The sequence below is a fragment of the Pantoea agglomerans genome, from assembly GCF_021397715.1.
Taxonomy (GTDB): Bacteria; Pseudomonadota; Gammaproteobacteria; order Enterobacterales; family Enterobacteriaceae; genus Pantoea; species Pantoea astica.
Genome location: NZ_CP090207.1, coordinates 3,414,441 through 3,438,079 on the forward strand (window position 1 = coordinate 3,414,441; position 23,639 = coordinate 3,438,079).

The following is a 23,639-nucleotide window of genomic DNA, read 5'->3' on the forward strand; positions in this document are numbered from 1 at the left end:
TAAGCATATACGCTAACCGATTGAAGGTGTAGCCAGCCGGCAAGCCACCTGCCGGATGAACAGCATGAAGGCGCAACGGTGGGCATTAAACAGACAGGAGAGGCTGGCGGCATAAAAAAAGCGGACCGGAGTCCGCTTTTTTAGCTATCTACCTAATCAGAATCAGGCGTAGCCGTAGCTCATCAGGCGCTGATAACGACGATCCAGCAGCTCTTCCGTGCTCAGGCCGTCGAGATCGGCCAGGTCGGCCAGCAGCTGCTGTTTCAGCGACTGCGCCATATCGACCGGATGACGGTGCGCTCCACCCAACGGCTCAGGAATTACCGAGTCGATCAGCTTCAGTTCTTTCAGACGGTGAGCGGTAATGCCCATCGCTTCCGCAGCCAGAGGCGCTTTATCGGCGCTCTTCCACAGAATCGAGGCGCAGCCTTCCGGTGAAATCACTGAATAGGTGCTGTACTGCAGCATGTTAACTTTATCGCCCACGCCAATCGCCAGCGCACCACCAGAACCGCCTTCACCAATTACGGTACAGATGACCGGCACTTTCAGGCCAGACATCTCACGCAGGTTGCGCGCAATAGCTTCTGACTGACCACGCTCTTCGGCACCCACGCCCGGATAGGCGCCAGGAGTATCGATGAAAGTGATGATGGGCATTTTAAAGCGTTCAGCCATCTCCATCAGGCGCAGCGCTTTGCGGTAGCCTTCCGGTGCTGGCATGCCGAAGTTACGGCGAATTTTCTCTTTGGTTTCACGCCCTTTCTGGTGACCGATGATCATCACCGGACGGCCATCAAGACGCGCAATACCGCCGACAATCGCTTTGTCATCCGCATAAGCACGGTCGCCCGCCAGCTCATCGAAATCGTCGAACGCGTTACGGACGTAGTCAAAGGTATAAGGACGCAAAGGATGGCGCGCCAGTTGGGCGATTTGCCATGCGCCTAAGTCGGCGAAGATTTTACGGGTCAGCTCAACGCTTTTTTCGCGCAGGCGCTGAACTTCTTCGTCCAGATTAACGTGTTTATCATCCTGACGGCCAATCGAGGTCAGCGAATCGATCTTCGCTTCCAGTTCTGCGATCGGCTGTTCAAAATCCAGGTAATTAAGACTCATAATGTTCCTGTTTTAGTCAAACTCCAGTTCCACCTGCTCCGATCCAATCAACGAGCGCAGATCGTTAAGTAAACGATCGCTGGGCGAAATTCGCCACGCTGCACCAAAGCGCAGCTTCGCTCGCGCGTCGGCTCTCTGATAGTAGAGATGCACCGGAATGGTCCCTGAGCGATGAGGTTCCAGGGACTGACGGAGTCGGTTTAATAGCTGGTCATCAATTTGCCTGTCCGTCAGCGAGATAGCAAGTCCGCGCGCGTATTTTTCGCGCGCTTCGTCGATGTCCATGACTTCCCGGGCGGTCATTTTAAGGCCGCCGCTGAAGTCATCAAAGCTGACCTGTCCGCTGACGATCAGGATACGGTCTTTCTCCAGCAACTGCTGGTATTTGTCTAACGCATCGGTAAATAACATCACCTCAAGACGGCCGGAACGGTCGTCCAGAGTACAGATACCAATTCGGTTGCCGCGTTTGGTCACCATTACGCGTGCAGCGATCACCAGACCGGCCGCGACGGTAATTTTACCGCGATCGGTAGGATGCATATCTTTCAGCCGTACCCCGCCGACATAACGCTCAATTTCTTTCAGATACTGATTGATCGGGTGGCCGGTCAGATATAACCCCAGCGTTTCCCGTTCGCCATCGAGCTGAACCTGTTCTGGCCACGGCGTCACGCTGGCGTAGGATTTCTCAACCTGCTCCGGCTCCTCGGCCAGCACGCCGAACATGTCAGCCTGACCAATCGCTTCCGCTTTGGCGTGCTGATCGGCGGCTTTCAGCGCGTCACTGAGTGAACTCATCAGCGCGGCGCGGTGCGGTCCGAGACGATCGAAGGCGCCAGACATGATCAATTTTTCCATCACCCGGCGGTTGATCTTTTTGGTGTCGGTTCGGGCGCAGAGATCAAACAGTTCGCGGAAGTAACCGCCTTCGTTACGGGCATCAATGATCGCTTCGATCGGGCCTTCGCCGACGCCTTTGATCGCGCCGATACCGTAGACGATCTCGCCCGCTTCATTGACGTGGAACTGATAGAGACCGGAGTTGATGTCTGGCGGCAGCACTTTCAGTCCCATGCGCCAGCATTCATCCACCAGACCCACCACCTTCTCGGTGTTGTCCATGTCAGCGGTCATGACCGCCGCCATAAATTCGGCCGGATAGTGCGCTTTCAGCCACAGCGTCTGATAAGAAACCAGCGCATAGGCGGCGGAGTGTGACTTGTTAAAGCCATAGCCTGCAAATTTTTCTACCAGATCGAAGATTTTCATCGACAGTTCGCCGTCGATGCCCATTCTTTCCGCACCGTCCCGGAATACCGAACGCTGCTTGGCCATCTCTTCCGGTTTCTTTTTACCCATCGCACGGCGCAACATATCCGCGCCGCCCAGGGTATAACCGGAGAGAACCTGGGCGATCTGCATCACCTGTTCCTGATAGAGGATGATGCCGTAGGTTGGTTCCAGTACCGGCTTCAGGCTTTCGTGCTGCCACTGAATATCCGGATAGGAGATCGCTTCACGACCATGTTTACGGTCGATGAAGTTATCCACCATGCCGGACTGCAGCGGACCGGGACGGAACAGCGCCACCAGGGCGATCATATCTTCGAAGCAGTCAGGCTTCAGACGCTTGATCAGATCCTTCATGCCGCGTGATTCCAGCTGGAACACCGCGGTGGTTTCCGAGCGCTGCAGCATGTCGAAGCTTTTCTTGTCATCCAGCGGGATGGCGGCGATATCGATCGGCTCCAGGCCCTGCTTTTCCCGGCGCGGGTTGATCATCTTCAGCGCCCAGTCGATGATGGTCAGCGTACGCAGGCCGAGGAAGTCAAACTTCACCAGCCCGGCATATTCCACATCATTCTTATCGAACTGGGTGACCGGAAACTGGCCGTGCTCATCGCAATATAGCGGTGCGAAATCGGTAATTTTGGTCGGCGCAATCACCACGCCACCGGCATGTTTACCGGCGTTACGCGTGACGCCTTCCAGCTTACGCGCCATATCAATCAGCGCTTTCACCTCTTCATCCGCGTCATACATGGCCGGCAGCTGCGGCTCCGCGATAAAGGCTTTTTCCAGCGTCATGCCCGGATCGGGTGGGATCAGTTTTGAAATGCGATCGACGAAACCGTAAGGATGCCCCAGTACGCGGCCCACATCGCGGATCACCGCTTTCGCCGCCATAGTACCAAAGGTGATGATCTGGGAAACCGCTTCGCGTCCGTACATGTCAGCGACATGCTCAATCACCTGATCGCGCTTTTCCATACAGAAATCGACGTCGAAATCGGGCATCGACACACGTTCCGGGTTAAGGAAACGTTCGAACAGCAGGTCAAATTCCAGCGGATCGATATCCGTGATCTTCAGGGCGTACGCCACCAGCGAGCCGGCACCAGAGCCACGGCCCGGTCCGACCGGTACGCCGTTATCTTTCGACCACTGGATAAACTCCATCACGATCAGGAAGTAGCCTGGGAAACCCATCTGGTTGATAACGTTGAGTTCAATCTCCAGACGTTCATCATATTCCGGGCGTTTCTCTGCGCGTTCCGCTTCATCGGGGAACAGGAAAGCCAGACGATCTTCCAGTCCTTCACGCGACTTCACCACCAGATAATCTTCGGTGGTCATGTCGCCGGTCGGGAATTGTGGCAGGAAATACTCACCCAACCGGACGGTAACATTACAACGCTTAGCAATCTCTACGCTGTTTTCCAGCGCTTCGGGGATGTCCGAAAACAGCTCGCACATCTCCGCTTCGCTGCGCATATATTGCTGAGGACTGTAGTTGCGTGGACGTTTTGGATCGTCCAGCGTGTAGCCATCGTGGATGGCAACGCGGATTTCATGGGCGTCGAAATCCTCTTCATTAATGAAGCAGACTTCGTTGGTGGCGACGACCGGTACGCCTTCTGCGATTGCCAGTTCAACCGCCGCATGCAGGTAGCTCTCTTCATCCTGACGACCGGTGCGCACCAGTTCCAGATAGTAGCGATCGGCAAAATGCTGCTGATAAAACGCCAGACACTGCGAAACCAGCGCCGTATTGCCACGCAGCAGGCTGCGTCCCACATCGCCGCGACGTCCGCCCGACAGCAGGATCAATCCCTCGTTTAACTCCACCAGCCAGTCACGATCGATGATCGGTCCGGCCACGCCATAACCTCGCTGATAGGCGCGGGAAATCAATAGCGTCAGGTTCTGATAACCGGTGTTGTTAGCGGCCAGTACCGTCAGCTGGGTTAACTCATCCCCCATCAGTTCGCTGGCGACGTTGAAGTCGGCGCCAATGATCGGCTTGATCCCTGCGCCGTGCGCGCCACCGTAGAATTTCACCAATCCACACAGGTTAGTAAAATCGGTAATCGCCATCGCCGGCATACCCAGGGCAGCCGCCTTCTTGATCAGCGGCCCGGTTTTCGCCAGGCCATCAACCATCGAATAGTCACTGTGGACACGCAGATGTATAAAACGGGGTTCAGCCATATCAGTTTCCGGTTAAAACAGTGTCAGGCTATTTAAGCGTAAGGGGCTGGCGGGCTGCCAGTACGTCGGCATCAATCAGCGCGTTGCGTACCGGAGCAAAACTGCGACGGTGGTGCGGCGTGGCGCCATACTGCGTCAATTTTTCCATGTGCAGCGCCGTCGGATAACCTTTGTGCTGCGCGAAACCATACTGCGGGAACAGCAGATCGAGTTCCGCCATCTCACGGTCACGCGTCACTTTGGCGATGATGGAGGCGGCGCTAATCTCTGCGACCAGGCTATCCCCTTTCACCACCGCCTGCGACGGCATCGGCAGCGCCGGACAGCGGTTACCGTCAATCAGCACGTAGTCCGGCAGAATGTGCAGACCGGCGACCGCGCGCTGCATTGCCAGCATGGTGGCGTGCAAAATGTTCAGCTGGTCAATTTCTTCCGGTTCCGCACGACCCAGACTCCAGGCCAGCGCTTTTTCTTTAATTTCGTCATACAGCGCCAGCCGGCGTTTTTCTGACAATTTTTTCGAATCCGCCAGGCCAACGATCGGCTTCGCCGGATCGAGGATCACTGCGGCAGTGACGACCGCGCCGACCAGCGGCCCGCGCCCTACTTCGTCCACGCCGGCAATCAGCCCGGCAGCAGGATAGATAAAATCAGGCATTGGCCAGCTCCAGTACCGCATCCGCCGCTTGTTCATCGGCGTTCCAGCGGATCTGTTGATGTAATTCATGAAACGTCTGCAGCAGAGTGTCGCGCTCAGGCCCGGCGTGCAGCAGCGGATCTAAGGCGGCTGCCAGCGCATCCGGCTGACATTCATCCTGCAGCAACTCGGTCACCAGCTCGCGCCCGGCCAGCAGGTTGGGGAGCGAAACGTAGGGCGTTTTCACCAGCCGCTTCGCCAGCCAGAAGGTAGCAGGCTTCATCCGGTAACCGACCACCATCGGGCATTTTGCCAGCATGCATTCGAGTGCGGCAGTGCCGGACGCCAGTAATGCGGCGTCGCTCGCAATCATCGCTTCACGCCCGTGACCATCTAACAGATGCATCGGGAGTTCAGGTGCCACTTCGGCTTTGATTTTCTCAAACTGCTCGCGGCGTCGGGCGTTAACCAGCGGCACCACAATCTCCAGCGCCGGATAGTGCTGACGCAGTCGCTGGGCGGTTCTGAGAAAATCACCGCTGAGCATCTCCACTTCTGCACCGCGACTGCCAGGCAGCAGCGCCAGGCAGAGCGCATCATCGGCAATCGCCAGGTGACGGCGCGCGGCCAGCTTATCGGGTTGCAGCGGCATTGCATCCGCCATGGTATGGCCGATAAAGCGACAGGGGACGTTATAACGATCGTAGAAGGCTTTTTCAAACGGCAGAAACGCCAGCACCAGATCGGTGTTACGGCCAATCTTAAACACGCGCTTTTGCCGCCATGCCCAGACGGACGGGCTGACGTAGTGGATAGTGCGAATGCCCGCGCGCTTGAGGTTGCCTTCCAGCGTGATATTGAAATCGGGCGCATCGATACCGACGAACACATCCGGTTGCAGTTCGGTAAAGCGCTGAGTCAGATCGCGGCGGATGGTCAGCAGGCGTCGCAGCCGGCCCAGCACTTCAACAATGCCCATCACCGCCAGTTCTTCCATCTCGTACCAGGCTTCGCAGCCTTCCGCCTGCATCAGCGGACCGGCTACGCCGACAAAGCGAGCCTCAGGATGGCGCGCTTTTAACGCGCGGATCAGACCGGCACCAAGAATATCGCCGGAGGTTTCTCCGGCGACCAGGGCAATCGTTAAGGGACGCGCTGACATGGATTAACGAATTAATCCACGGGTTGAGCGGGCAAAGAAATCGTAGAAAGGCTGCACTTCGCTGTGCTGCTTCGCGATCGCTTCAATCTCCGGCTTCACTTCATCCAGCGTTCTGCCGCTGCGATAAAGCAATTTGTAGGCATTACGAATCGCGTGTAGTGACTCTTTGCTAAAGCCACGACGCTTCAGACCTTCAATGTTGATCCCGAACGGCGTGGCGTGGTTGCCCTGAGCAATCACGTAAGGCGGGACATCCTGCGCTACGCCGGAACAGCCGCCAACCATCACATGCGCACCAATTGTGCACCACTGATGTACCGCCGTCATGCCGCCAATAATGGCGAAATCATCGACCGTGACGTGACCACCCAGGGTCGCGTTGTTGGCGAAGATGCAGCGGTTACCGATCACGCAGTCATGCGCAATGTGCGCATTCACCATCAGCAGATTATCGCTGCCCACCTGGGTGACATGGCCGCCCTGCGTCGTGCCGCGATGAATCGTCACGCTTTCACGGATGCGGTTGCGATCGCCGATTTCAACCCGCGTCGGTTCACCGGCATATTTCAGATCCTGGTTCACTTCACCAATCGAGGCGAACTGATAGATCTGATTATCTTTGCCGATACGCGTATGGCCGTTAATCACGACGTGTGATTTCAGGACCGTTCCCTCACCGATTTCAACGTTGGCCCCAACAAAGCAAAACGGACCAATGTGAACGTTAGCGCCAATAATGGCGCCTTCTTCGATGACAGAACTGGCATGGATAGTGGCGGTAGGATCAATCACGAATTATGCCTCCCGGCTACGGGCACACATCATGGTCGCTTCACAAACGATTTTGCCATCGACGGTCGCCACGCCTTTAAAGCGGGTCAGACCACGGCGGGTTTTCTCGAAAGTGACTTCCATGATCATTTGATCGCCCGGCACGACCGGACGCTTGAAGCGGGCATCGTCGATACCGGCAAAGTAGTAGAGTTCACCCGGTTCCAGTTTACCCACGCTTTTGAACGCCAGAATACCGGTGGCCTGCGCCATCGCTTCCAGGATCAGAACGCCAGGAAAAATCGGTTTACCAGGGAAGTGCCCCTGGAAAAACGGTTCATTAACAGAAACGTTCTTTACTGCGCGCAGGTATTTGTGCTCTTCAAATTCCAGCACACGGTCTACCAGCAGAAACGGATAGCGGTGCGGCAGCAGCTCTAAAATCTCTTCAATTTTCAGAGTATGAGTTTCAGTAGTCAAAATACTCTTCCCGTCCTAAAAATCTGATGACATCAATAACACGGCCTGCACAGATCAATATGATCGTCCGCAGGCCGCAAATAGGTTCTGTGGCGCCTGGCTTCCCTGCTTAACACTTTTATTATGAAAGCCGGTCAGTTTTGGGATGGCGGTTAGTCGTCTTTACCGACCTTGCGCTCGATGGCTTTTAAGCGTTTGCTCATGTCATCGATGTTCATCACCAGCGCTGCAGTTTTGCGCCAGGTTTTGTTGGGTTGTAGCGGAATGCCCGACGAGTATACACCAGGCTCTGTGATCGGACGCATGACCATGCCCATACCGGTCACCGTCACTTTGTCACAGATTTCCATATGACCGTTAATGACGCTGGCACCGCCAATCATACAATAACGACCAATTTTTAAACTACCCGCCATGATCACACCGCCTGCAACCGCAGTATTGTCACCAATAACCACGTTGTGGGCGATCTGACACTGGTTGTCTATGATAACACCATTGCCGATCAGAGTGTTATCCAGCGCACCGCGATCAATGGTGGTACAGGCACCTATTTCCACACGATCGCCGATAATGACAGCACCTAACTGGGGGATTTTCACCCAGTTACCGCGATCGTTGGCATAACCAAAGCCATCAGAACCAATGACGGTACCGGACTGAATCAGACAATCCTGACCGATCTGAATTTCATGATAAACCGAGACATTGGCCCACAAACGCGTGCCGCTGCCGATGCGGGTTTTTTTGCCAACAAAGCATCCCGCGCCGATCACCACATTGTCGCCCAGTTCAACATCCGCTTCGATCACTGCATTCGCGCCAATGGCGACATTCGCGCCGAGTCGGGCGCTGGGATCGATAACGGCGCTGGGCGCAATATTGCTGGCCGGTTGAGGCGTAGTATCGAGTATTTGCGCCATACGCGCATACGTCAGGTAAGGGTTTTTCACTACCAGCGCTGCGGTGTGGCACCACTCCAGATCCGCTTCCGTCAGCACCACGGCTGAGGCCTTAATCAGGGCGAGTTGCTCGCGGTAACGGCTGTTTGCAAGAAAAGTGATTTGGCCAGTTGTGGCGGATTGCATAGAAGCAATGCCGGAGATGACGATATCGCCATCTCCGTGCAATTCTGCATCCAACTGCTGGGCTAAATCAGCCAGTCGAATAGATGACATCAATTATTTAACCTGTTTCAGCACGTCGGCAGTGATGTCTTTTGCGTTTGATGCATAAGCCACCGCGTTAGCGTCGATTACGACGTCGTAGCCATCGCTGTCAGCGACTTTCTTCACGGCATCCTGAATACGGCTCAGCAGCTTGTTACGCTCTTCCATCTGACGACGGCGATTATCCTGCTCGAAAGCCTGCGCTTTAGAGGAGAAGGCTTCACGCTGCGACATCACGTCTTTTTCCATACGGCTGCGTTCGCTGGCCTTCATGGTAGAACCGTCACGCTGCAGACGCTGCATTTTGGTTTGCAGATCGCGTTCCTGGCTCTGCAGTTCGGTGGCGCGGCCTTTGAACTCATTTTCCAGCTGTTTAGCAACAGTCGCACGTTGCGGTAACTGTTGGAAAATGCTGGACACGTTTACCACTGCAATTTTGTCAGCAGCCTGAACACCAGCGGAAACCGCTAAAGCAAGACCCAGACCTGCGGCACACAACAACTTTTTCACTATAAACTCCTTACCATCAACGTTTGTGTCAGCGACACAGTGTTTGCCCCGGAACAGCAACATGAGCTGCCCGGTAGCAAGACTTCAGCTATGCATCCTTGCTCAGAACATTACCAGGTTTTACCAATGTTAAACTGGAACTGCTCTGACTTGTCTCCATCAATTTTCTTGATCGGCTGGGCGTAAGAGAACACCAGTGGGCCGAGCGGCGACATCCACTGCAGCGCAACACCGCTTGATACGCGGATATTGTTTGGATCGCTGTAGTCCGGAATACCCGCTGCACGCGTTTCCGCCGTATTTTCCCACTTGGTATCCCACGCCGTACCGGCATCGACAAACACCGAGGTACGGACCGAGTTAGCATACTTCTCGCTCAGGAACGGCGTTGGCGTAATCAGCTCCAGGCTGGCTATCGCCATGGCGTTACCGCCCACCGCATCATCCGACTTACAGACACCGTTTGGATCGGCGATCCGGCAGTTGGACGAGTTATTATTGTAGTACGCAGCCTTCGGACCAATGGTATTGGACTGGAAGCCACGAACGGTGCTGGAACCACCGGCATAGAAGTTCTCATAGAACGGCATCTCTTTGCCGTCGAGACCATCGCCATAACCGACACGACCACGGCCTAACAGCACCCAGGTGCGATCCTGGTTAATCGGCACATATTGCTGAGTATCCAGCGTGGCCTTGTAGAAGCTGTTATCCGAGCCTGGAATGGTGACCTTACCGTTCAGGTTGGTCCGGTTACCGGAGGTCGGGAAGAAACCGCGATCCAGGGTGTTATAGGTCCAGCCGTAGTTGAAGGTGAAGTCATCTGCTGAGAAATCCCCTTCGTCATTGAGCTGCTGCGGCTTGCCGACCGAATTAAGATAACGCCACATCGCAACCTGCGGCTGCATGTTTGACAGGTCATTATGGACATAGCCCAGACCGACACGCAGGGTGTTGTTTTCATTAATCGGGAAGCCAAGCGTTCCGTCTACACCATAACTTTTGTTGGTATAGTCAGAAAGGTCAGCGTTGTCTGCTTTAAAGTCGTTATAGAACAGACGACCACCCAAACTGACACCGTCAACGGTGAAGTAAGGGTCAGTCAGCGAGAACTCGGCATAGGTCTGGTAGTCGTTTTTGGTACCGCTGATGCCAACGGTATTACCGGTGCCCAGCCAGTTGTCCTGCGTAACGCCGACCTGGAAGCTGACGCCACTTTCGGTGCCGTAACCGACGCCGAAGTTAAAGGTACCGGTGTTACGCTCTTTAACTTTGTAGACCACGTCAACCTGATCAGGCGAACCGGGCACACGCTGCGTATCGACATCGACGGTTTCGAAGTAGCCGGTACGGTTCAGACGCTCTTTGCCCTGCTCAACCAGATCGCTGCCCAGCCATGCCCCTTCCATCTGACGCATTTCGCGACGCAGCACCGAATCTTTCGAGGTGTCGTTGCCTTCGAAACGGACGTTACGGACATAGTAGCGGTTGCCGGCATCCACGTTGATATGCAGTTTTACCGTCTTATCGGCATCGTTGATCTCTGGCTGAGAAACCACGCGCGGATAGGCGTAGCCATAGCGACCCAGCAGCTTCTTGATGTCATCTTCCATCTTCGTGACTTTCGCGCCGTTATACAGCTCGCCCGCCGGAATCTTGGTCAGATGTTCAATTTCTGCTGAATGGCCTGCCATGCTGCCATTGACGATCACGCCAGCGATTTTGTACTGATCGCCTTCGGTGATGTTGACCGTAATGTAGATGCCCTTCTTGTCCGGCGTCAGGCTGACCTGCGTGGAGTCGATGTTGAAGCGGGCATAACCGCGATCGAGATAGAAGCTGCGCAGGGTTTCAAGGTCGCCCGCCAGTTTCTGTTTCTGGTATTTACGATCGCCGACCACGTTCCACCACGGCACTTCATCGCGCAGCTGGAAACGGGAGATCAGTTCATCGGAACTGAAGGCTTTGTTCCCGACGATGTTGATCTGCTGAATCTTGGCAGAGACACCTTCGGTGAACACCAGTTTCAGATCGACACGGTTACGCGGCAGCGGCGTAACGACCGCTTTCACGCTGGCAGTATATTTACCGACGCTGTAGTAGAAATCTTCCAGTCCCTTCTCAATGGAAGAGAGCATGGTACGGTCCAGCGCTTCGCCGACGCGTACACCAGAGGCTTCCAGATTTTGTTTAAGCTGATCCTCTTTCACCGCTTTGTTACCGGTGAAGGTAATGCTGGCAATGGTAGGACGTTCTTTGACCTGGACAATCAGCGTTGTACCGTCTCGCAGGACCTGAACATCCTCAAAGTTGCCAGTAGCGAACAGCGAGCGAATGGTATTTCTGACATCATCGTCATTCACCGTATCGCCAACCCGTACTGGCATGCTCAGCAGAGCCGCGCCGACGGCGACTCGCTGCAGCCCTTCGAAATGAATATCCTTCACCACGAAATCGTCTGCACCGTAAACGGTGGCGCTGCTAAACAGCAGCGACGCTATGAGCAACTTTTTCATCGCCATCGTTATTATGCGTTTTCCTAACACATCCCTCGAATGTTCGCGTTTCCGCGATTACAGACGGGAGAAATCATTGAAAAGTGCAAGCCCCATTAACAGCACCAGTAAAATCGAACCGATGCGATAACTAAAGTCCTGAACTCGCTCGGACACCGGTCCACCTTTGATCTTTTCGATCGCCAGGAAGAGCAAGTGCCCACCATCTAAAACCGGCAGAGGAAACAGATTGATGATGCCCAGGTTGACGCTAATCAACGCCAGAAACATCAGGTAGTAAATCAACCCATACTCTGCTGACAATCCTGCACCCTGCGCAATTGAAATTGGTCCGCTCAGGTTGTTCAGCTTTACATCACCGGTTATTAACTTGCCCAGCATAGAAACGGTGAGCTTCATCAGTTGCCAGGTTTTTACACTGGCTTCGCCGATTGCCGCAAACGCGCCATACTGTCTTACCGTTTTATACTCTTCTGGCAGTGGAACAATTCGGGGAATGACGCCCGCAAACCCTTCCGCTTCGTTGCCAGGTTTCGCCTCTGGCGTCATCGTCAGCGTGATGTTGTCACCGCCGCGATCCACCTCAAGCGCCATGCTTTTGCCGGGATTATCCCGGACCTGAGCGACAAAAGCCTGCCACTGCGATAATGGCTGACCATCGACTTTAACGATCCTGTCGCCTGCTTGCAAACCGGCTTCACTGGCTGGCGAGTTCGCCTGAACTTCGGCGAGGGTGGTTTCTATCTGCGGACCGCGCGGACGAATACCCAATGCCACCACCGGGTCCTGCTTATCAGGTTCAAACTGCCAGTTACGTAAATCCAGCGGCTTCTGTTGCGTGGCCTCTTCGCCGAAACGCGCCACGGTTAAGGTGGCAGTGCTGTCGCCGATTTTACCGACCAGCGCCATGCGTACAGCATCCCAGTCAGGCGTTTCGATACCGTCAACCGCCTTTAGTTCCATGCCAGGCTTAATTTGCGCTTCTGCAGCCACCGAACCGTTTAAAATTTCGCCAACGACCGGACGTACGCCAGGCACGCCGTGAATAAACACAACCCAGTAAGCAAAGATGGCGAAAAGGAAATTGGCGATGGGACCGGCCGCAATGATCGAGGCTCGTTGCCAGATAGCTTTGTTATTGAACGCCTGATGGCGCAGCTCAGCCGGTACGCTTTCAACGCGTTCGTCGAGCATTTTGACGTAGCCGCCGAGTGGGATCAGCGCGATAACAAATTCGGTGCCGTGACGGTCGCGGCGCTGCCAGAGTGACTTACCGAAACCGATGGAGAAGCGCTCGACTTTGACACCGCAGCGGCGAGCGACCCAGAAGTGGCCAAACTCATGTACGGTAATCAACACGCCCAGCGCGACGATAAAGGCGACAAAACTCCAGATTATACTCAACATCGTTGCCTGTCCTTAAAGGGTGCGGAACACCAGCAGCAGTAAACAGGCAAACACCGGCACTGCCGCCGTCAGACTATCGATGCGATCCAGAATGCCGCCGTGACCGGGAATCAGGTTGCCACTGTCTTTAATCCCCGCTTCACGTTTGAACATGCTCTCGGTCAGGTCACCCAGCACCGAGGCCAGCGTGGCAATAATCGCGCAGATCACCAGCGTGCCGGCTGATACCGTCAGCGGTGCCAGCGTGGCAAAAAGCAGTGCAATCAGCGCCGACGACACCAGACCGCCAAGAAAACCTTCCCAGGTTTTACCTGGAGAGACTTTCGGTGCCAGCTTGTGCTTACCAAACATTTTGCCAAACATGTAGGCACCCGAATCGGCGCCCCACACCAGCAACATCACAAACAGCAGCCACCAGGCACCGGCGAAATGGTCGGTATCGTAATGATACTGACGCAGCGCCATCATGCCCCAGAAGAAAGGCACCAGCGTTAACACGCCAAACAGTAAGCGGAGCGGACGCGAATGGCGCCAGAACGACGCCGAAGCAGGATAGGAGAGCACCAGCAACAGCGCAACAACCCACCACACCAGCGACGCCCAAAGCGAGGTCGCGACCTGCGGCAGATGCACATCATGTTGATAAGGTGGCAAGGTAAACAGCATCAGCGCCAGCAGCAGCCCACAGAGCACGGCCAGCCAGATGCGTTGTTGACGGGACGCCATGCCAGCCAGTTGCCCCCATTCCCAGGCAGCCAGCATGCAGATAACGATGGTGGTAATAGCAAAACCCACCGGCGGTAACCAGAACAGAGCAGCAATTACCAGCGGAATTAATATCAACGCGGTAATCAGACGAGACTTCAGCAAAGGTTACCCCCAGATTGCTCAGGCGCCGCCTGGTGCAGCGCCGCCAAAACGACGCTCCCGCAGAGAGAATGCATTCAGTGCACCTTCAAAAACGTGTTCATCGAAATCCGGCCAGAGCACATCGGTAAAATAGAATTCAGCATAGGCAATTTGCCACAGCAGGAAGTTGCTAATCCGATGCTCTCCCCCGGTCCTTATCACTAAATCCACTGGCGCCAGCTCATGCATACAGAGCTGCGACGTCAGGCTCTCTTCGGTAATCTGGTCAGGACGCAGTAAACCTTCCTGTACCTGTTCTGCCAGTTTTTTCACGCCTTCGATAATATCCCAACGGCCGCCGTAGTTCGCAGCGATGTTGAGCGTCAGGCCATCATTATTTGCGGTCAGCGCCTCAGAACGACGAATCCGCTCCTGAATACGCGGGCTGAACCGGCTGGTATCGCCAATGATGCGTAAACGGACATTGTGCTTGTGCAGGCTCTTTACTTCACTGTCGAGCGCCCAGACAAACAGCTCCATTAATGCGGTGACTTCCTGCGCCGGACGGCTCCAGTTTTCACTACTGAAAGCATAGAGCGTCAGCGCCTCAAGGTTATTACTCACGGCAAAACTGACCGCGCGGCGAACCGATTTCACGCCCGCTTTGTGGCCGGAAATACGCAATTTTCCCTGATTTTTGGCCCAGCGACCATTGCCATCCATGATGATAGCGACGTGGCGCGGACCGGTTTCCTGCTGGTCATCAGTGTTGTTGTGATTGTTAGACGACATAACGCGTACTCTATTCCTTTCATCAGAAATGCTGTGGTTTCTGAATACATTGCGCCCGATCTAAATCCTGACACCTTATGTCAGGCTACACCGAATCCGGTGACAGACCGTGAAACGCGAGCCAGCGACTATACCATTTTCACCTGAAGCGAACAAATGGCCTCATAACGATCGGCGTCACGACGTGAAGCGCGACAACATTTCTGTCGCCAGCGCGCGTGCGGTGCGATCGATTTCAAGGACAGCGTCCACCGAATCCGGTTCCGGACACGCCTGTGCCGCCAGCACAGCGCTGTTCAGCGCGGCGATGTCGGTAAAGCGAATCTGGTGATTCAGGAAAGCCGCAACGGCAACCTCGTTGGCAGCATTGAGCGTGGTGGTCGCCGCCTGCCCTGCTTCACAAGCGTCAATCGCCAGCTTCAGACAGGGGTAGCGACCAAAATCAGGTTCTGCAAACGTCAGCGCCGACATGCGGGTGAAATCCAGCGGCGTGACGCCAGCGTGAATACGCGCAGGCCAGGCCATGCTGTGGGCAATCGGCGTACGCATATCGGGAGAACCCAACTGAGCCAGCACGCTGCCATCGCAGTATCGCACCATGGAGTGAATCACCGATTGTGGGTGCAGTATCACTTCCATCTGCGCTGCGCTGGCATTAAACAGCCAACGGGCTTCAATGTATTCAAGACCTTTATTCATCATGGTGGCCGAATCAACGGAGATTTTTCGCCCCATTGACCAGTTCGGATGTGCACAGGCCTGATCCGGCGACATGGCGCTAAGATCCGCTAAATCTGTGTCACGAAAAGGACCACCTGATCCCGTAAGGATAATCGACTCAATGCCGTTATCCTGCAGGTCAGCGTAACCTAACTGATGCTGGATGGTAGCCGGTAAACTCTGAAAAATGGCGTTATGCTCGCTGTCGACCGGCAGTAATTGAGCATTATGATGGCGCACCGCCTCCATAAACAAACGGCCGCAGGTGACAAGCGATTCTTTATTCGCCAGCAGCACGGTTTTGCCGGCGCGGATCGCTGCCAGCGTCGGCAGCAGACCGGATGCGCCGACAATTGCCGCCATCACCTGATCGACCTCATCCAGCGCTGCCAGCTCACAGGCTGCCTGAACGCCGGAGAGCACTTCAGTGTTTACCTTGAGTGCTCTCAGTCGCTCACGCAACGCGGCTGCTGACGTTTCGTCGGCCATTGCGGCATAGCGCGGATGGAAAGTGGCACACTGTTCGGCCATCAGCGCTACGTTTTGGCCGGCAACCAGCGCCGTAATCTGGTAACGCTCCGGATTGGCGCGCACCACCGCCAGGGTACTGGTGCCGATCGACCCGGTTGAGCCCAGCAGAGTTAATCGCTTCATGATGCTATCCATGTGAAGTCAACAGACGTGCCCGCAGGCACAATGTAAAACGCCGCCAGATGTCGCATTCATACGAATACCTCTCTGTACGGCGTTTTGTCCGGCAGTGATGGGATTAGAAATCCATCAGCTCCGTCTCTTTTTCTGACAGTGCAGCATCAACTTTCTTGATGTGTGCATCGGTCATTTTCTGAATTTCATCCTGCGCACGACGCTCGTCGTCTTCGCTGATCTCTTTATCTTTCAGCAGCGCTTTGATTTTATCGTTGGCATCGCGACGGACGTTACGTACCGACACGCGGCCCTGCTCGGCTTCGCCGCGCACGATTTTGATCAGGTCTTTACGGCGCTCTTCCGTCAGTGCAGGCAGCGGAACACGAATATCCGTGCCGGCTGAACTTGGGTTCAGGCCCAGATCGGAGGTCATGATCGCCTTTTCGACTGCCGGACCGAGGGAGCGATCAAACACGTTGATTTTCAGCGTGCGTGAATCTTCCACGGTGACGGAGGCGAGCTGACGCAGCGGCGTTGGCGTACCGTAATATTCGACGACGATGCCGTCGAGCAGCGAAGGTGAAGCACGACCGGTGCGCACTTTGCTGATGGTGGTTTTGAATGCTTCGACGCATTTGTCCATGCGCGTATCAGCATCTTTTTTGATGTCGTTAATCACGTTGAAACCCTTGGATTCGGTTTGACCTGGCCAGTTCCGGCATAACCGGAAGCGGGATCGATAATCATCGATAATCCTGACTGGTGCGCGATGCGTTATCATCGCGCTGACAGAATATACCTTATTTTATCTCGCCTCGGGTATTAATGCGTAATCAGGGTGCCTTCTTTTTCACCCATCACTACGCGACGCAGTGCGCCAGGTTTATTCATGTTGAAGACGCGGATCGGCAATTTATGGTCACGCGCCAGAGTGAAGGCGGCAAGATCCATCACTTTCAGCTCCTGATCCAGCACTTCAGCGTAGGTGAGCTGTTCATACAGCGTCGCGTCCGGGGTTTTCACCGGGTCGGCAGAGTAAACGCCGTCAACCTTGGTTGCTTTCAGTACCACGTCGGCTTCAATCTCAATGCCGCGCAGACAGGCAGCAGAGTCAGTGGTGAAGAACGGGTTACCGGTACCGGCAGAGAAAATCACCACGCGGTTGTTGCGCAGCAGGCTAATCGCTTCCGCCCAGCTGTAGTTGTCACAGACGCCGTTCAGTGGAATTGCCGACATCAGGCGTGCGTTCACATAGGCGCGGTGCAGTGCATCACGCATTGCCAGGCCGTTCATCACGGTCGCCAGCATTCCCATGTGGTCGCCCACGACGCGGTTCATGCCCGCCTGTGCCAGGCCTGCGCCACGGAACAGGTTACCCCCGCCAATCACAACGCCAACCTGGATGCCCAGTTCAACCAGTTCTTTTACCTCTTGTGCCATACGGTCAAGCACACTCGCGTCAATACCAAAACCTTCAGCGCCTTGCAGGGCTTCGCCGCTCAGTTTCAGCAGGATACGTTGATAAACAGGTTTTGCGTTGGTCGCCATGGTCAGTTCTTCCTGGAAGATAGGGTGATAAGGAGAAGTAAAATCTGATCGATCATCCGCTTACCGCAATCAAATTGCTATTGGGATGAAACTGAAAACGTGTCTGTTGCGGTTCACAGACAAAAAAGAACCGCCTTCTGGCGGTTCTTTCAGAGCATTAAGACTGTTTGGACATGGCTGCAACTTCTGCAGCGAAGTCAGACTCAACTTTCTCGATGCCTTCACCCACTTCGAAGCGGATGAAATTGATGACGTCAGCGCCCTGCTCTTTCAGCGCCTGGCCAACGGTTTTGCTTGGGTCGATAACGAAAGCCTGACCGGTCAGAGAAACTTCGCCGGTGAATTTCTTCATACGGCCTTCAACCATCTTCTCTGCAATCTCTTTTGGCTTGCCAGACTGCATCGCGATGTCCAGCTGAACCTGGTACTCTTTCTCTACCACGTCGGCAGAAACGTCTTCTGGCTTAACAAACTCAGGCTTGCTCGCCGCAACGTGCATCGCGATCTGCTTGATCAGATCTTCGTTTGCGCCAGTGGTTGAAACCAGTACGCCGATACGTGCGCCGTGCAGGTAGCTGCCCAGCTCTGCGCCTTCCAGGATTGCCACACGGCGGATGTTGATGTTCTCACCGATTTTAGCAACCAGCGCAACGCGCTCTTCTTCGAATTGCGCTTTCAGGACTTCAACGTCGGTAACGCGATCCGCTGCAGCCGCATCCAGAACTTTGTCTGCGAATGCCTGGAAACCACCATCTTTCGCAACGAAGTCAGTCTGGCAGTTCACTTCCAGAATCACGCCGTAGTCACCAACGATTTTGGTTTTGATTACGCCATCAGCAGCAACGTTGCCTGCTTTTTTCGCTGCTTTGATTGCGCCAGACTTACGCATGTTCTCAATCGCCAGCTCAATGTCGCCGTTCGCTTCAGTCAGCGCTTTTTTGCAATCCATCATGCCCGCGCCAGTACGTTCGCGCAGTTCTTTTACCAATGCAGCGGTAATGTCAGCCATTCCAGAATCCTCGGTTCGTGCCCCGGTACGTTTGCACCCACAGACACTTATTTGCGGAAAATTTACTCTGTCCCGCTGTCCCGAAGGGAGCGTGACAGACTTAGATAAAATAAAGGGGCCAGCATTGGCCCCTTACAGATCACATCTGAATACTAAGGGCTCTTATGCAGAGCAAACCTTATTAAGCGTTTTCTAAAGACGCTTCTTCAGCTTGCTCAGCCAGGTCCTGAGAACGGCCTTCGCGCACGGTGGTCGCAACGGCAGTCAGGTACAGGTTTACAGCACGGATCGCATCGTCGTTACCTGGGATAACGAAATCAACGCCATCTGGATCTGAGTTGGTATCAACGATAGCAAATACCGGGATACCCAGGTTGTTTGCTTCTTTGATTGCGATGTGTTCGTGGTCGGCATCAACAACAAACAGCGCGTCTGGCAGACCGCCCATATCTTTGATACCGCCCAGGCTGTTTTCCAGCTTGGCCAGCTCACGCCCACGCATCAGCGCTTCTTTTTTGGTCAGTTTGTCGAAAGTACCATCCTGAGACTGAGTCTCAAGATCTTTCAGACGTTTGATTGACTGACGTACGGTTTTCCAGTTGGTCAGCATGCCACCTAACCAGCGGTGGTTTACGAAGAACTGGTCGCAGCTCAGTGCAGACTCTTTTACCGCTTCAGCAGCAGCGCGCTTAGTACCTACGATCAGGATCTTACCTTTACGGGAAGCGATCTTGTTCAGTTCAGCCAGAGCTTCGTTGAACATAGGGACAGTTTTTTCCAGGTTGATGATGTGAACCTTGTTACGAGCACCAAAGATGAATGGCTTCATTTTTGGGTTCCAGTAACGGGTCTGGTGACCGAAGTGAACACCAGCCTGGAGCATGTCGCGCATGGAAACAGTTGCCATGATAACCTCTAAAAGTTTGATTGGGGTTGGGCCTCCATGTATCCCATACGACCGACCTCTTTCAAGGCACCCCGGCGTATGTGTCGATACATGTGTGTTTTATTACACATAATGAGAGTTATGCGTTTCCTGCCGACCGATAGACCCAGCCTGCAGAGAATCGTCGGCGCGCTTTATACCATAACCGCGCCCTGGACGCCAATAAATGATCGCTGACGGAGGCCAGCGCGTTCTCTATTTGGCAGCCCATTTACTGGCTGCTAACATGACAGCACAGAACTTATTATTGTCGAAAATTTCGACAAATGCGGATTAATTTAATGGCAATTTCAATTAAAACCCCTGAAGAAATCGAAAAAATGCGCGTTGCGGGCCGTCTGGCTGCCGAGGTGCTGGAGATGATCGAGCCACACGTTCAACCGGGTGTCACCACCGGTGAGCTGGACCGCATCTGCCACGACTACATCACGCAGCATCAGCAGGCAGTTTCTGCCTGCCTCGGCTACCACGGCTTTCCGAAGTCGGTCTGCATTTCGGTCAATGAGGTGGTCTGTCACGGTATCCCCAGCGATGACCGCCAGTTAAAAGATGGCGACATCATCAATATCGATGTCACCGTGATTAAAGATGAATACCACGGTGATACCTCGAAGATGTTTATCGTGGGTAAGCCGACCATTCAGGGCGAGCGTCTGTGCCGCGTCACGCAGGAGAGCCTCTATCTTTCATTGCGCCTGATTAAGCCAGGCATCCGTCTGCGTGAGCTGGGCCGCGCGATTCAGAAATATGTGGAGGCGAATGACTTCTCGGTGGTGCGTGAGTATTGCGGTCACGGCATCGGCAAGGGCTTCCATGAAGAGCCACAGGTGCTGCATTACGATGCGGACGATGGCGGCGTGGTGCTGCAGGCGGGCATGACCTTTACCGTAGAACCGATGGTCAATGCGGGCGATTACCGCATCCGCACCATGAAAGATGGCTGGACGGTAAAAACCAAAGATCGCAGCTTGTCCGCGCAGTATGAGCATACTATTGTGGTGACGGAAAACGGCTGTGAGATCTTAACCCTGCGCAAAGATGACACCCTGCCTGCGGTGCTGGTTGCTGAAGGGTAATTCCCCCACTACAGAATCAAGCCGGCGCTATGCCGGCTTTTTTTTGGCTGAAGAAGAGAAGAGCTGCATGAGCGTGAGCCTGTCGGAAGAGGTACAAAACGGTCTGGTCGATTCCCCGGCCGAATGGGATGACGATCAGCTCACCCGCGACATCCTGAAACAGCGGCTGGAGCAGTTTCATCAGTACCTGTCCACCGCGTTCGACGCCGGTGAACCGGTCGAGCCGCTGATTGACGCCCGCACGCTGTTTATCGATCGCCTGCTGCGTCGCCTGTGGCGCTTCTTCGGCTTTGACCCGATGAGTGATATCGCCCTGGTGGCCGTCGGCGGTTATGGCCGTGCCGAACTGCATCCGCTGTCGGACATCGACGTGCTGATCCTCAGCCGTCAGCCGCTGGATGACCAGGCGGCACAGCGCACCAGCGCGCTGCTGACCCTGATGTGGGATCTGAAGCTGGAAGTCGGCCACAGCGTGCGCACTCTGGAAGAGTGTCTGCTGGAAGGCTTATCGGATCTGACCGTTGCGACCAACCTGATTGAGTCACGGATGCTGACCGGTGATGTGGCGCTGTTTCTTGAACTGCAGAAAAACGTCTTCAGCGACGGATTCTGGCCCTCGTCATCCTTTTTCGCCGCCAAAATCGAAGAGCAGCAGGAGCGCCATAAACGCTATCACGGCACCAGCTATAACCTTGAGCCAGACATCAAAAGCAGCCCTGGCGGTCTGCGCGATATCCACACTCTGCAATGGGTGGCGCGCCGCCATTTTGGAGCCACCACGCTGGATGAGATGGTCGGCTTCGGTTTCCTCACCGAAGTGGAGCGCAGCGAGCTGAACGAGTGCCAGGAGTTTCTCTGGCGCATCCGCTTCGCCCTGCACCTCTCCCTGCCCCGCTACGACAACCGTCTGCTGTTCGATCGTCAGCTCAGCGTGGCGCAACGCCTCAACTATCAGGGCGAAGGCAACGAGCCGGTCGAGCGGATGATGAAAGATTTTTACCGGGTCACGCGGCGGATCGGTGAACTGAATCAGATGCTGCTGCAGCTGTTTGATGAAGCCATTCTGGCGCTGCCGACCAGTGAAAAGCCCTGCCCGATCGACGATGACTTTCAGCTGCGCGGCGACCTGATTGACCTGCGCGATGCCACCCTGTTTGAGCGTGAGCCGCAGGCGATTCTGCGCATGTTCTACGTTATGGTGCGCAACGACGCCATTAAAGGCATCTACTCCACCACGCTGCGTCATCTGCGCCATGCGCGCCGCCATCTGAAACAGCCGCTGTGTCAGATCCCGGAAGCGCGTCGCACCTTTATGTCTATTCTGCGTCATCCTGGCGCCGTCAGCCGGGCGCTGGTGCCGATGCATCGTCACAGTGTGTTATGGGCTTACACGCCGCTGTGGGGTCATATTGTCGGCCAGATGCAATTCGATCTGTTCCACGCCTATACCGTTGATGAGCACACCATTCGCGTCCTGCAGAAGCTGGAGAGTTTCGCCAGCGAAACGACCCGATCGCAGCACCCGCTATGCGTTGAGCTCTGGCCGCGCCTGCCGCAGCAGGAGCTGTTGCTGATGGCTGCGCTGCTACATGACATCGCCAAAGGGCGCGGCGGCGATCACTCGATTCTCGGCGCCCAGGATGCGCTCGACTTCGCTGAAATGCACGGCCTGAACTCGCGTGAAACCCAGCTGGTCGCCTGGCTGGTGCGCCATCATCTGCTGATGTCAGTCACCGCGCAGCGCCGCGATATTCAGGACCCGACGGTGATCCAGCAGTTCGCCGAGGTGATGCAGAATGAAAACCGGCTGCGCTATCTGGTCTGCCTGACCGTGGCGGATATCTGCGCCACCAACGAAAGCCTGTGGAACAGCTGGAAGCAGAGCCTGTTGCGCGAACTGTTTTTCGCCACCGAGAAACAGCTGCGGCGCGGTATGGAGAATAGCCCGGACCTGCGCGAACGGGTGCGCCACCATCGTCTGCAGGCGCTGGCGCTGCTGCGGATGGACAATATCGATGAAGAGCGGTTGCACCAAATCTGGAACCGCTGCCGCGCCGACTATTTCCTGCGGCATACGCCGAATCAGATCGCCTGGCATGCCCGGCATCTGATGGGCCACGATCTGACAAAACCGCTGGTACTGGTCAGCCCGCAGGCGACGCGCGGCGGCACCGAGATTTTTATCTGGAGTCCGGATCGACCGCACCTGTTTGCCGCCGTGGCGGGCGAGCTGGATCGCCGCAACCTCAGCGTGCACGATGCGCAAATCTTTACCAGCCGCGACGGCATGGCGATGGATACCTTTATTGTGCTGGAGCCCGATGGCAGTCCGCTGTCACCCGACCGCCATCCGATGATTATTCAGGCGCTGGAACAGGCGATTACCCAGTCAGACTGGGTGCCGCCGCGAACCCGTCGTCCGTCGGCCAAACTGAAGCACTTCAGCGTGGATACCGAAGTCAATTTCCTGCCAACCCACACCGACCGCCGCAGCTACCTGGAACTGGTGGCGCTCGATCAGCCTGGCCTGCTGGCGCGGGTCGGTGAAGTGTTTGCCGATCTCGGCGTCTCGCTGCACGGCGCGCGCATCAGCACCATCGGCGAGCGGGTCGAAGATTTGTTTATTCTCGCCAACAGTGAGCGCCAGGCGCTGAGTGAAGAAATGCGTAAAGCGTTGCAACAACGGTTGACAGAAGCCCTTAATCCAAACGATAAAGTGTGACCAAAGTCGATTTGTGAATCTTAAACTTTTTACTGGTGTCGGGGGATTGCCCGGCACTGCACA

At 55.2% G+C, this 23,639-nt stretch carries 19 protein-coding genes; 2 read left to right on the forward strand and 17 right to left on the reverse strand.

Translation table 11 applies throughout. The features are described 5' to 3' along the window. Positions 1-162: 162 nt before the first annotated feature. From accA to rpsB, 17 genes are all read right to left on the reverse strand, one after another. The gene (accA, locus tag LZU96_RS16440) at positions 163-1,119 is read right to left on the reverse strand and encodes an acetyl-CoA carboxylase carboxyl transferase subunit alpha (RefSeq protein WP_031375289.1); all 957 of its coding nucleotides are present in this window, start codon (positions 1,117-1,119) and stop codon (positions 163-165) included. A gap of 12 nt (positions 1,120-1,131) precedes the next feature. Further along, positions 1,132-4,614: a DNA polymerase III subunit alpha gene (gene dnaE, locus LZU96_RS16445; RefSeq protein ID WP_233985236.1), complete on the reverse strand. Its 3,483-nt coding sequence runs from the start codon at positions 4,612-4,614 to the stop codon at positions 1,132-1,134. Positions 4,615-4,642: 28 nt separating this feature from the next. Beyond that, positions 4,643-5,272: a ribonuclease HII gene (rnhB, locus tag LZU96_RS16450; RefSeq protein WP_233985237.1), complete on the reverse strand. Its 630-nt coding sequence runs from the start codon at positions 5,270-5,272 to the stop codon at positions 4,643-4,645. Next, entirely contained in the window at positions 5,265-6,413 is a 1,149-nt protein-coding gene (gene lpxB / locus LZU96_RS16455; RefSeq protein WP_233985238.1) for a lipid-A-disaccharide synthase, read from the reverse strand. Before lpxB ends, rnhB begins: the two co-directional genes overlap by 8 nt. 3 nt (positions 6,414-6,416) lie before the next feature. Next, positions 6,417-7,205, reverse strand: a complete 789-nt coding sequence (gene lpxA, locus LZU96_RS16460) for an acyl-ACP--UDP-N-acetylglucosamine O-acyltransferase (RefSeq protein WP_233985239.1) — start codon at positions 7,203-7,205, stop codon at positions 6,417-6,419. 3 nt (positions 7,206-7,208) lie between these two features. Then, entirely contained in the window at positions 7,209-7,664 is a 456-nt protein-coding gene (gene fabZ, locus LZU96_RS16465) for a 3-hydroxyacyl-ACP dehydratase FabZ (protein WP_031375286.1), read from the reverse strand. A 152-nt stretch (positions 7,665-7,816) separates the two neighbouring features. Then, the gene (gene lpxD, locus LZU96_RS16470; protein WP_233985240.1) at positions 7,817-8,842 is read right to left on the reverse strand and encodes a UDP-3-O-(3-hydroxymyristoyl)glucosamine N-acyltransferase; all 1,026 of its coding nucleotides are present in this window, start codon (positions 8,840-8,842) and stop codon (positions 7,817-7,819) included. 3 nt (positions 8,843-8,845) lie between these two features. Further along, positions 8,846-9,343 (reverse strand): molecular chaperone Skp, encoded by a 498-nt coding sequence (gene skp / locus LZU96_RS16475; RefSeq protein WP_003852644.1) that lies wholly within the window; start codon positions 9,341-9,343, stop codon positions 8,846-8,848. A 110-nt stretch (positions 9,344-9,453) separates the two neighbouring features. Further along, complete coding sequence (bamA, locus tag LZU96_RS16480) at positions 9,454-11,865, reverse strand: outer membrane protein assembly factor BamA (protein ID WP_233985241.1); 2,412 nt, start codon at positions 11,863-11,865, stop codon at positions 9,454-9,456. Between the two features lie 51 nt (positions 11,866-11,916). Next, positions 11,917-13,266 carry a sigma E protease regulator RseP gene (gene rseP, locus LZU96_RS16485; RefSeq protein ID WP_233985242.1) on the reverse strand — a complete coding sequence of 450 codons (1,350 nt, stop codon included), beginning with the start codon at positions 13,264-13,266 and terminating at the stop codon, positions 11,917-11,919. A gap of 12 nt (positions 13,267-13,278) precedes the next feature. Next, positions 13,279-14,136 carry a phosphatidate cytidylyltransferase gene (cdsA, locus tag LZU96_RS16490; protein WP_233985243.1) on the reverse strand — a complete coding sequence of 286 codons (858 nt, stop codon included), beginning with the start codon at positions 14,134-14,136 and terminating at the stop codon, positions 13,279-13,281. A gap of 18 nt (positions 14,137-14,154) precedes the next feature. After that, positions 14,155-14,907: a (2E,6E)-farnesyl-diphosphate-specific ditrans,polycis-undecaprenyl-diphosphate synthase gene (gene ispU / locus LZU96_RS16495; protein ID WP_233985244.1), complete on the reverse strand. Its 753-nt coding sequence runs from the start codon at positions 14,905-14,907 to the stop codon at positions 14,155-14,157. Positions 14,908-15,084: 177 nt separating this feature from the next. Further along, a complete protein-coding gene (ispC, locus tag LZU96_RS16500) occupies positions 15,085-16,281 on the reverse strand; it encodes a 1-deoxy-D-xylulose-5-phosphate reductoisomerase (protein WP_233985245.1) in 1,197 nt (398 codons plus the stop codon). A 115-nt stretch (positions 16,282-16,396) separates the two neighbouring features. Next, the gene (frr, locus tag LZU96_RS16505; RefSeq protein ID WP_031375279.1) at positions 16,397-16,954 is read right to left on the reverse strand and encodes a ribosome recycling factor; all 558 of its coding nucleotides are present in this window, start codon (positions 16,952-16,954) and stop codon (positions 16,397-16,399) included. A gap of 143 nt (positions 16,955-17,097) precedes the next feature. Next, a complete protein-coding gene (gene pyrH / locus LZU96_RS16510) occupies positions 17,098-17,823 on the reverse strand; it encodes a UMP kinase (RefSeq protein WP_031375278.1) in 726 nt (241 codons plus the stop codon). Between the two features lie 157 nt (positions 17,824-17,980). Further along, positions 17,981-18,832: a translation elongation factor Ts gene (gene tsf, locus LZU96_RS16515; RefSeq protein ID WP_094120979.1), complete on the reverse strand. Its 852-nt coding sequence runs from the start codon at positions 18,830-18,832 to the stop codon at positions 17,981-17,983. A gap of 181 nt (positions 18,833-19,013) precedes the next feature. Beyond that, positions 19,014-19,739 carry a 30S ribosomal protein S2 gene (gene rpsB / locus LZU96_RS16520; protein ID WP_233985246.1) on the reverse strand — a complete coding sequence of 242 codons (726 nt, stop codon included), beginning with the start codon at positions 19,737-19,739 and terminating at the stop codon, positions 19,014-19,016. 320 nt (positions 19,740-20,059) lie between these two features. Here rpsB and map point away from each other — a divergent pair, with 320 nt between their 5' ends. Then, a complete protein-coding gene (gene map / locus LZU96_RS16525) occupies positions 20,060-20,854 on the forward strand; it encodes a type I methionyl aminopeptidase (protein WP_233985247.1) in 795 nt (264 codons plus the stop codon). A gap of 67 nt (positions 20,855-20,921) precedes the next feature. Next, positions 20,922-23,576 (forward strand): bifunctional uridylyltransferase/uridylyl-removing protein GlnD, encoded by a 2,655-nt coding sequence (glnD, locus tag LZU96_RS16530; protein WP_233985248.1) that lies wholly within the window; start codon positions 20,922-20,924, stop codon positions 23,574-23,576. Positions 23,577-23,639 lie beyond the last annotated feature (63 nt).